This window comes from Galbibacter sp. BG1 (assembly GCF_013391805.1).
In the GTDB taxonomy this organism is placed as follows: domain Bacteria; phylum Bacteroidota; class Bacteroidia; order Flavobacteriales; family Flavobacteriaceae; genus Galbibacter.
The window spans coordinates 2706671-2717720 of sequence record NZ_CP058364.1; the positions used below are offsets into that span (position 1 = coordinate 2706671).

Genomic DNA, 11050 nt, shown 5'->3' on the forward strand with positions numbered 1-11050 from the left:
CTATTTAAAGCTCATGTTTATTTACATTGAATTATTTTAGTTCCTCAAAAAATAAAACTTAAATAATTATGAGCGTATGCTGTGGCATCGATTTAGGGGGAACCAAAATTGAAGGTGTTTTGATTGAAAAAAATAAAACTGGTTTTCGAGTAATTGAAAGGTTGCGGGTTCCTACCGAGAAAGAAAAAGGTTATACACATATTCTATCTCAAATTAAAAAGGTAGTACAGCTACTGGAAACTAGAGGGAATTTAAAAATAACAGCTTTGGGGATTGGAACTCCTGGTTCCCTGGATCCTAAAACCCAGACTTTAAAAAATAGCAATACGGTTTGTTTAATAGGGAAACCGATAAAAAAGGATTTAGAAAATTTATTGGGAATATCCATTGAAATTGCCAATGATGCCAATTGTTTTGCCCTGGCGGAAGCTACGCTGGGTGTGGTCCCAAAGATGGCCCCGCATGCCAAAAATGTATTCGGGGTTATTATGGGGACTGGCGTGGGAGGTGGAGTCGTTATTAATGGCAAAATTTTAAACGGGCGAAATGGTATAGGAGGTGAGTGGGGGCACAATTATTTGGAAGAAAATGGCGATGATTGTTACTGTGGGCAGTCCGGTTGCGTAGAAACCGTAATTTCCGGTACGGCATTGGAGTTGCATTACCAAAGGCTTAGCGGAACGAAGAGAAAGTTAAAGGAAATCTATACGCTATACCAAAACCAACAAGATGAATATGCAGAAGCTACCATAGAGCGAATGTTGGATTTCTTCGGAAAAGGGATTTCAGCAATTATAAATACCTTGGATCCAGATGTTATTGTTATAGGTGGAGGGGTAGGCAATATCGATTTGTTGTATACGGAAGGAGTTCAAAGAGCAGAAAAATACGCTTTTAATAAAACGATAGAAACCATGTTCTTAAAACCGGAATTGGGGGATAGTGCCGGTGTTTTTGGGGCAGCAATGTTAGTACAATAATTTATGGAAAATTTAGAAGAACAAATAAAGCACGAGTTTGCAGTGGCACAGGACGTTTTGTCCAGTTTCATGAAAGATAATAGCAATTTCACTAAGATTGTAGAAATAGCAACTTTAATGACAAATGCCATGAAAAGTGGCAATAAAATAATTTCCTGTGGGAATGGAGGTTCCCACTGCGATGCCATGCATTTTGCTGAAGAGCTTACGGGTAGGTATCGTGAAAATAGAAAGGCGTTGCCAGCAATAGCAATTTCCGATCCGAGTCATATTTCTTGTATAAGTAATGATTACGGATACGAATTTGTTTTTTCGCGATTCGTGGAAAGTCTCGGCAAAAAAGGAGATGTTTTACTGGGCATTAGTACGAGTGGCAACTCCAAAAGTATCGTGGAGGCTTTCCAGGCCGCAAAAAATTTAGGAATTAAAACGGTATTGTTATCTGGCGAAAGCGGAGGGAAGTTAAGGGAGCTTGCCGATATGTCAATTTTGGTTCCTCACACTGGTTATGCAGACCGAATTCAAGAAATTCATATTAAGATTATTCATACATTAATCCTAACTATTGAAAAGTTAATAGAGAAAAAATAGGCACGAATTAAAAGTCCATTATCGAGTAAAATGCTTTTTTGGGATTGTAATCCTTATCGAATAATAATGGGTAATCTGTTCTGCCTTTCACCACATAATTGCTCAACCAAGTTTTATTATCGGCAACACCCCAAAAGGTAACTCCTGTTATTTTATCCTTTTTTGCTCTCAGAAGCTCAAATACCTCCTTGTATTTTTCTGCTAGTTTGGAGGCGAGCTCCGGTGTGTAAGGCTTAATTTCTTTAGGTAAGGTGCTTCTATCCATATTGTGGTAATACGGATAAACAGAGATATCCAATTCGGTAATTTGTACTTCCAACCCTAGGGAAGAAAAGAGGTCGATTGCTTTTCCTAAATTTTCTTTATTAACGTCCTCCAATGTCCAATGGCCTTGCATACCCACACCGTCGATGGGTACTCCTTTCTCTAAAAGCTCCTTAAGCATTTTGTATGCTTTGTCCCTTTTTTTCGGATTTATAAGGTCGTAATCGTTGTAAAATAATTTTACATCGGGATCGGCCTCTCTGGCATAGCGAAAAGCCATTTCAATATATTCCGGTCCTCCTATTTGAAACCATTTGATGTCTTCCCGGTAAAATAAATCGGATTCATCTGAAATAGCTTCATTTACCACATCCCAAGCGTAAACATCTCCGCGGTAATGATCTAATACTGCTTTAATGTAGGATTTCATCCTTTTAAATAATTCATTTTTGGAAAGTAATTCTCCTTCGTCGTTTTCATAGAACCAATCATCCGTTTGGTTGTACCAAACTAGGGTATGTCCTCTTACCAATAAACCGTGTTTTTTGGCAAAATCCACAAGGGCGTCTCCGCGTTCGAACGTGAACTTGTTTTCAGAAGCAATTGTTCTGGAAGGTTTCATGTCGTTTTCCGCGGTAATACTCGAAAAGTGATAAGGAACCAATACGGTATCCTGTCGTTGCAAGTGTTTTTCGCCCATGGCCACACCAAGAGGGAAGAATTTATTGTATTTTTCTTTTAATGAAGGTATTGTTTCCTGCCCATTGGATATGGTTATTTGAAAAACAAATATTAAACAGGTAATAATTGATATTTTAAGCTTCATAAGTTGGTTGCGGTAGTGTTAAACGGTTAAATTTAATGATTTTCTTTTTGGTAAAAAAAATCGGGTATTAAGAATTTTCCCAATACCCGATTATTGTTGACGGTTTTTTTATTCCGTTGAAAAACTCCAGACTTGGCCTACTGTTTGACCTCCCTTTTCATCTTTAACTACTACTTTCCAGTAATATTTCACTCCGCTTTCCAGCGATGTAGTCATACTGGTTTCCATGACATTTTCTGCTATTGGTGTCGTAGGAGGGTTTACGGTAGCTAGATAAACGTCGTACATCAAGTTTTCGTCATCTAGGTCATTTGCGTTCCATTGCAAGGTGGTTTCATCTCCCGTAATGTTTACGTCCATTTTCGGACTTACCAAAAGTGGGGCAAATGGTAAATAGTTGGACAACCCTTCTCCTTCCACGTAAAACTGATTTACCGCGGAATATTCACCTGCAAAGGTGTAGGAATCCACCGCTCTAATTCTCCAATAATAGGCTATTCCCTTTTCCAGTGAAATGGTTACCGAAGTTCCCTGAATATATTCTGAAACTTCCTCAATTTCTGTAAATGCCCTATCCTTGGCAATCTCGACATCATAGGTGAGTTCGTTACCATCTGGATCACTGGCTGCTTCCCATTCAAAAGTGACTTTATTATCGATACAAAGTAAATTATCTGAAGGATAAATTTGTACTGGAATTGTGGGAGGGTTGTTTTCAATGGACTCGTATGTATCTTCGTTGTTACAACTTATGAGGCCAGCACCAAACACAATTATATATAGTATTTTTTTCATTTTCTTAGTGTTTTACAATTTTGAACGTTTTTAACTCATCAAGCTGAACTTTAATTAAATAAATTCCGGCAGCTTTTCCTTGCAAGTCAATTTTAATCCTGTTGTTTTCAACCTTCATTACTCCAGATACCAGTAGTTGTGATTGAAAGTTTAGCACATCTACTTGAACCTCCTTGAGATTACTAGGAATTGATATTTCCACAAAATCCCGTGTTGGATTAGGATACGCTGTACTACCCAACAAAGATTCTAAGTTGGTTGCAAACATGCCTTCGCAATTAATCTTACTAAGAACTTCTACTTGGTCTCCAGGGTTAACAGGTACCAAAAATGTTTTCGCTGAGGTTGAAAAAGCCTTTTTCCCATTGATCATTACGTTAAACGGGGCAGTACCTTTTTCTACATTTATGGAAATTGAATTTTTAGCTATACCTAGGGTAGCCTGAGCATCTAGAATTTCTCCTTCCTCAATTTCTAGCATGTAACATTGACTGAAATCTTCCTCTTCCACAGAAATACAAAAATCATAATTTCCTGGTGCTAAGTTACCTACGGAAAGAGAATCTGTAAAAGTATAATTCATGCCCGCTATGGTTGTTTTATAATTAAAGGATTTTTTAGTTTTAATCACTATTTCTCCATTTTCTTTATTCGGACAAGTCTCGCCAATACTTTCAATTGAAAAATTGTTATACGCTATCCCACCTTCGGTAAGTGTAGTTGCCGATGCTGTGTTGGAATAATCTGATTTTCCAATAACATTTTTGGCATAGATACGGTACGTATATTCCGTTTCGGGCAATAGACCAATATCGCTAAAAGTGGTTGTATTGGCATCCAGCGATGCAATTTTTTCAAACTCACCATCGGTTTTACGCTCTACAACATAATTAGCTTCTGTGGTTGCAATATCCTTCCACTTAATATCTATTTGTTCAGTAGACGATGCGGTGGCGATAAGATCGGTAGGAGCTAAAGGAACTTCGGTAACCTCCTCGCATTTCACTTTTAAAAGAACTGCGTCTATAGTTACATCGTTGGCATCTTCACTTAGGAAAAAGTGAAACTGCCCCACGGTGCTCTCCTCTTCCATGGTAAATTCATAAGGTCCGAAAGATTTCGCTTCTGTTGTAATGCTGATGTTTTCCACAAAATAATTTGCCCACGGAGCTTCACCTTGAAGTACTGCAATTCTAACAGCTTTATTGGCGCTTGCCTTCGCCATAAAACTTAATTGGTAGGTTTCACCTTTTTCCAATTTTGGTAAGTAGGAGTATAATTGAACATCAGAGTCTGATGCTCCAGCTGCTTGTAAGCTCACTTTTGCTGCATTAGCTCCTGAGAGCCCTTGGGCGGTAACTGGCTCTACTTTACCTTCAGTATTGGCATCGGTATTGTTGTAAAATATCCATTGGGCTACCCCATTGTCAAATTCTCCGTTGGCTATAAAATTGGTGTCATCACAATTGCTAGTGCTTTCTCCTTCTGTAGTGGCTGTTACTTCATTGGAATAAGACGAATCGCCCGTGGAATTTACGGCCTTTACACGATAGGTGTAAGCAGTTCCAGACTCCAACTTATCATCTATTAAAGAAACCTTATTTTCTTGAACGGTGGCTACTATCTCAAATTCGTTCTCTCCAGTTTTCCGTTCTATCCGGAAAGCGTTTTCATTGTCAGAATTATCTTTCCAACTTAAGTTTATTTGATTTTCATCGATTGTGGTTGCGGTAAGCTCGGATGGTGCCGTAGGAGGCAAGGCGCCGCTTTCACACTTTTCTTTTAAAGAAACGGCATCTACAGTTATGTTCTGAGCATTTGCCCCTACAAAGAAGTGAAATTGCGTTAGGGCACTTTCTTCTTCCATAGTAAATTCAAAAGGTCCAAAAGTTTGTACTTCGCTGGTAATGTTAAAGTTATCCACAAAAAAATTGGTCCATGGCGCTTCGCCCTTCAAAACGGCCACGCGAATGGATTTAGTGCCACTTGATTTAGCCATAAAACTCAATTCGTAAGTAACACCAGCTTTTAAAGTTGGAAGAATGGAATACAATTGTACATCGGTATCCTCTTTTCCAGCGCTTTCAATAGTAATTTCAGCGGCTTGATCGCCCGACAACCCTTGTCCTGTTACTGGTTTTATTTCAGAAACAGCATCAGAATCGGTGTTATTGTAGAATATCCATTGGGCTACACCTTGAGTAAATTCCCCATTATTAATATAGTTTTTATCGTTACAGCCACCAGTACCGTTTTCTTTGGTTGTAACCATACTTTCATTGGAGTATGCAGATTCTCCGTCGCCACTTACTGCTTTTATCCTGTAAGTATATTCAGTTAAAGCTGTAAGTTCATCATCATCAAAGGTTGTACTGTTTTCTGATACAGTCGCAACTTTAATATAATCTCCATTCCCTTTTTTTCTCTCGATAAGAAAACCGGTCTCATCCTCGGAATTATCTTCCCAAGAAAGTGCTACTGCAGTCCCTGTTAAAGCGATAGAGGTTAATTTAGTTGGAGTTTCCAGTTCCTTAACGGGTTCATCGCTGCACTTTTCTTGAAATACCACGTTATCTATCCAAATATTGTTGTTATCGGTTCCCAGAAAAAAGTCCAAACGGGTATTAAGACTTTCCTGCTCCATTGTAAAGCTATAGGGACCAAATGATTTAATTTCATTGGAAACAGTAATGTTTTCTGAAAGATAATTGGTCCATGGAGCCTCACCTTTTAACACTCCCAAGCGTATTTCCTTAGCAGCAACTGCTTTTGCTTGAAAGGTTATTTGATAGGTTTTACCTTTTTTTAAGGTCGGTAATGCAGTAAAGAACTGTATATCTGACTCTCCCGCACCTTCTACTGTCTCGATATCTATTAAAACTGAATTAGCACCCGAAAAACCTGTTTCTTGGGAAATAGTAGCGCTTCCCGCCCCTGAGGTGTTGTTGTAAAACTCCCAAGACCCGTCGAGTGGAAGATCAAACTCTCCATTGCCTAAAAGATTGGAGGCATCGCACAACTGTTCTTCATTGGTTGTTTTTATTTTGAATTCTTCAGAGTAATCAGAATCTCCAGCGGTATTAAATGCTTTGATACGGTAGGTATATTCTGTATCACCTTTCAGTTCTTCTTCAGTAAATGTTGTGGTATCAGGGTCTAAAGTAGCGACAGTTACAAACGCATCTCCATCCATTCTTTCCAGCCTAAATCCGTCCTCGTTGTCTGCTTTGTCTTCCCAAGTAAGCTTAATTTCTGTACCCGAGAGCACCTCCCCGGCAAGATTTGTGGGTGCAACAGGGACTAGGGTACTAGTAGCATTGGATTTTAGAGGCCTTCTCCAAGCACCTGCTCCAGCGGTAGTTGAGTAAACATAAGGACTTCCTTGATAGTTTTTTACTATTGTGGAAGTGAGTCCTCCAAAATGTATATCACCTGTCCAATCTTCCCAAGATACATTTCCGTTGCCATCTATTGTACCCTTGTAAATACCATAGGTTTTTTGCATTCTATGGTCGTAATAACTCATTATAATTTGATTTTCGTACCCGGCAACTCCACCTTTATTTTGAAACCTAAAATCGTCTTTCAGTTCTTCATACCAATCGTTGGATCTAAGTCCCATAGCTATATCTTTAGTAATAACCGTATTCCAAGTGGCGCCTTCATCTAAAGAAAGGGCACCAACATAATTGCTGCCATCACCGCCTGATTCGTTTGAACTTCCGGAGAAATAGAGATAAACCTGACCCTCGTGTTCCCAAGCGGTAATTTCAGAATCCCATCCATATCCATCGTAAATTTTACTCCATACCCAATCGTCTCCTGTTTTTACACCTTTAAAAACTCCTTGATTGCTACCTCCGGTTCCGTTCATATAAACAATATCCGGATTGGTGGGGTGGGGGGCAATTTTTTTCACGGCATAGATGCCATCTGCCACTCCATTACTTATTTTGGTGCACCAGGCTGTTCTCCCTTGTTCGGTTTCACTAATTCCCCAACCGATATCATCGAGCATATAAAGACCATAATCTGTTGAAAACATATAAACACGACTGGGTTTTGCTGGGGAAATGGCAACATCCCGTAAAACTCCAGATGCCAGGCCGCCTTTCCATTCCCAACCGCCGGCCAGCATAATCCATTTATCATCTGGCGAATGATTGGTTAATTTTTTCGCCCATAACTGTCCGTTCGCTGCGTTCCCGCCATAGCCACTGGTCATCTGGGCTACAACCGTCGGTGTTCCCCAAGCATCACCAATATCTACCGCTTGTACGTCCGATAAGGGAGGGTTTCCTAGTCTATGCTGAATATTAGACCATGAAAATCCCTTGTCCCAACTTTCCATGGCTCCGTTATCTCCTTGTCCTTGAACTACATAATTATCGTGTACTGCAATATCATAGGAATAGGTGCTCTCGGTTCCGCGACTTGTATAGGTTGGCCAGTCTGCTCCCCATTGGGAAACTGTAATCGACAAATTGGGTTTAGAATATCTATTGAGCCACTCATAGGTGTCTCCATCCATTATCCCTCTAAAAATAGTTTGATTTGTTGTAGACCAAACGGCACGTTCCCAGGAAGAAGGGGTATAATGAACATACCTCGGATTTGGAGGTGCATTATCCCAACCATTGTCATAGCCATCGGTACCGCTCCATATAAGTTTCCAGGCATACTCTTTAATGGCATCATTTTCCCATACAAAAGTTCCTTCAAACAAACCTTCCCTGCTTCCTTCCAAACTTAAGATTAATTTATGGGTATCGCCTGTAGATCTTGAATCTACCTCCGGATACCAGAACGCCAATTCATCTAAGGACTCCCCATTTCCGGCCGCTACTTTTGTCCAGTTAATCGATGCCGTTGAAGTCGCATAGATGTTTCCTTTTTTACCATTGGTGGCATAGGAAGCATAAAGTACTTTTCCATTAGGAGAAATAGTGGCGCCTCGGTTTTTGCCAGTCCCTTCCGGAGCACTGATTTTTGTCCATGTAACACCGGCATCTGTACTTTTAAAAATCCCTTTAGCGGCGCCAATATAAACAATATTGGTGTTGGAGGGATCGAAATGAATGGTCCATACATTTCTGTCTGTAGTCATATCATTGTCAAACATCACTTCACTCCAAGTAATACCACCATCGGTGGATCGATAAATCATACCGGCTGCATTCTGCTGCATTCCAAAAGTATCGGAAAAGTCGTAATCATCCCGCCACCCTATACCGGCCAGTATTACTTTATCATCATCTGGCTTTACTGCTGCAGATGCTATCGACATTTTTCGTGTACTGTCAATAAAATTAAAAGTTTTTCCTCCGTCATCGGAAACTTCCAAACCATATAATGTACCTACTACCAATTTATTGGGATTGCTCGGGGCATAGGTAACAGAGTAGACACGATTGTTGAGCAAATCGCCATGAATGTGCCAAGAGAGTCCGTTGTCGGTTGTTTCATAAATACCTTCCATATCGGAGGCAAGTATCAATCTTCCTTCCTGGTTGGGATCTGGTACCACATCTTGAACCTGACCTCCAGCTCCAGGGTTTATTGGTTGCCATTGCGTAAAACCTAAAAATGTTCCGAAACAGCATAATAAAATGAATGTAATTTTGTTTTTCATTAAGCCTAGATTTGTTTGTTAATTGAATTTATTTAGTCATTTTAAAAATACTCTGATCGAACACTCTCATACTGTTAATTTGTAAAATAACAGTTGATATTTTTACAGAAGATGTATTTAATGGGTGTTTTTGATGCTGTATTCTTATTGTTTTAAGAATAGTTAACATTTTCGGAATGCTTCACAAATGCACGCGAAATCGTTATAGCAGAAGATTTTTTAAATTAAGAAGACTAATCTTTATAATATTTAAAACTGAAAACGGCGGAATCTTAATTAAGGTTCCGCCGTTTTAGTAATTGTTGATTGTGTATTAGTACCAAATTTGTAAACGTGCTTGGTCGGGTTTGCTTTCCAATACTTTTTCCCATGGGATAACGCCAACCTTATCCGCCCAAGATTGCCATTGTTGCTTTAACTCTTTTAGTTTTTTAGAGTTCTTTTTTGCCATGTTAAATTCTTCCACTGGATCTTCAGCCAAGTTGTAGAGTTCATCCACATATTCTGGGTATATGCTCACCCATTTCCAATTACCAATTCTTGCAGCTTTATTTCCTTCATGTTCCCAGAAGAGTCCTTTATGTGCAGTTCGGTTTTCTCCTTTAAAAATAGGAATAAGCGATTTTCCTTGAGTAGGCTTAATATTGATGCCATTATAGGTGGAAGGATAATTTGCTTCGGCTAGGTCTGTGAATGTGGTCATAATATCAATAATGTGAGCGGGTTGATTATCAATACGCTGTTCTTGAATCATTTTTGGAAAATGAACGATAAACGGACTCCTAATTCCACCTTCATTTCCCCAGTGTTTAAACTTTCTGTATGGCGTATTGCTCACGTTTGCCCACGGTAATTTGTAGCAGGCAAAAGATCCCACTTGCCCAATAGGGGCTGTGAGCTCTGGATTGGAATAATCTTCTCGCGTACCACCGTTATCCGATAGAAAAACGATAAGGGTGTTTTCTAGTTCGCCAGTTTCTTTTAAGGTTTCTATCAGGTCTCCTATACCACGATCCATAGATTCTATTTGTGCAGCGTAAACAGACATTCTTAGATCGTAATCGTCTTTCTCGGCTTGCGAGAGGCTATTCCAATCGGGAACTTTTGGATCTGACTTAGAGATTGGGTAGTCTTCTGGAATAATTCCCAATGCTTTTTGCTTTTTAAAACGATCTTCCCTTATTTTTTCGAAACCATTGAGGTATTTGCCCCTATATTTCGCAATATCTTCTTGCCTCGCCTGTAAGGGAAAATGAGGTGCGATATGTGCTAGGTATAAAAAAAATGGTTTTTCATCACTTACCATTTCCTCTACAAATTTAACTCCGTACTCATTAATAGCTTCCGTAGAATAATAATCGTCTTTTGGTGTAATAATACTGTCTCCAATTACCACTACTTGATCTCCTGGAAAAGGATAAAAATAAGCTCCTCCGTGATGAGGGAAACCATAAAACTTTTCAAAACCTTTTTGAGTTGGCCAATACTCACGATCGTTTCCAACATGCCATTTTCCAGACATAGCGGTGTTGTACCCGTTTTCTTTAAGAACTTGTGCCATAGTTACAGCATCATTGGGGATATGCCCCCCGTATCCTGGTAAACCGCAATCTTCCTGCATAAAGCCCATATTGGCCTCATGTGGATATAGCCCAGTTAATAAAGAAGCCCTTGTCGGGCAACATCTAGAAGCATTGTAAAATTGGGTCATTCGTAAGCCATTATTGGCTAAAGCATCTAGGTTTGGTGTAGAAATTTCTGACCCGTAACAACCCAGATCGGCATAACCCATATCATCTGCAAGGATAAGAACGATATTAGGTCGTGATTCTTTTTTAAGTTTAGAGGTTGATTTTTGCTGGCCGTAGGAAAACGACATTAACAATAAAAAGATAAAAGGTATTTTTTTCATTTATAGTAATAATTAAAAGTCTATTGATAGCTTTACAGATGTAAAACTAC

The 11050-nt window shown here is 39.3% G+C and carries 6 protein-coding genes; 2 read left to right on the plus strand and 4 right to left on the minus strand.

Annotated features, from left to right (window positions below; all coding sequences use genetic code 11):
- The first annotated feature begins 68 nt into the window (after positions 1-68).
- Both HX109_RS11820 and lpcA read left to right on the plus strand, forming a co-directional pair.
- The gene (locus HX109_RS11820) at positions 69-980 is read left to right on the plus strand and encodes an ROK family protein (RefSeq protein WP_178952220.1); all 912 of its coding nucleotides are present in this window, start codon (positions 69-71) and stop codon (positions 978-980) included.
- A gap of 3 nt (positions 981-983) precedes the next feature.
- The gene (gene lpcA, locus HX109_RS11825) at positions 984-1571 is read left to right on the plus strand and encodes a D-sedoheptulose 7-phosphate isomerase (RefSeq protein ID WP_178952222.1); all 588 of its coding nucleotides are present in this window, start codon (positions 984-986) and stop codon (positions 1569-1571) included.
- Between the two features lie 7 nt (positions 1572-1578).
- On the opposite strand, the gene HX109_RS11830 is transcribed toward lpcA, so the two are convergent.
- The 4 genes from HX109_RS11830 to HX109_RS11845 form a co-directional block, all read right to left on the minus strand.
- Positions 1579-2661, minus strand: a complete 1083-nt coding sequence (locus HX109_RS11830; RefSeq protein WP_178952224.1) for an endo-1,4-beta-xylanase — start codon at positions 2659-2661, stop codon at positions 1579-1581.
- A gap of 108 nt (positions 2662-2769) precedes the next feature.
- Complete coding sequence (locus tag HX109_RS11835) at positions 2770-3456, minus strand: hypothetical protein (RefSeq protein ID WP_178952226.1); 687 nt, start codon at positions 3454-3456, stop codon at positions 2770-2772.
- A gap of 4 nt (positions 3457-3460) precedes the next feature.
- A complete protein-coding gene (locus HX109_RS11840) occupies positions 3461-9088 on the minus strand; it encodes a fibronectin type III domain-containing protein (protein ID WP_178952228.1) in 5628 nt (1875 codons plus the stop codon).
- A 313-nt stretch (positions 9089-9401) separates the two neighbouring features.
- Positions 9402-11000, minus strand: a complete 1599-nt coding sequence (locus HX109_RS11845) for an arylsulfatase (protein WP_178952229.1) — start codon at positions 10998-11000, stop codon at positions 9402-9404.
- Positions 11001-11050: the final 50 nt, after the last annotated feature.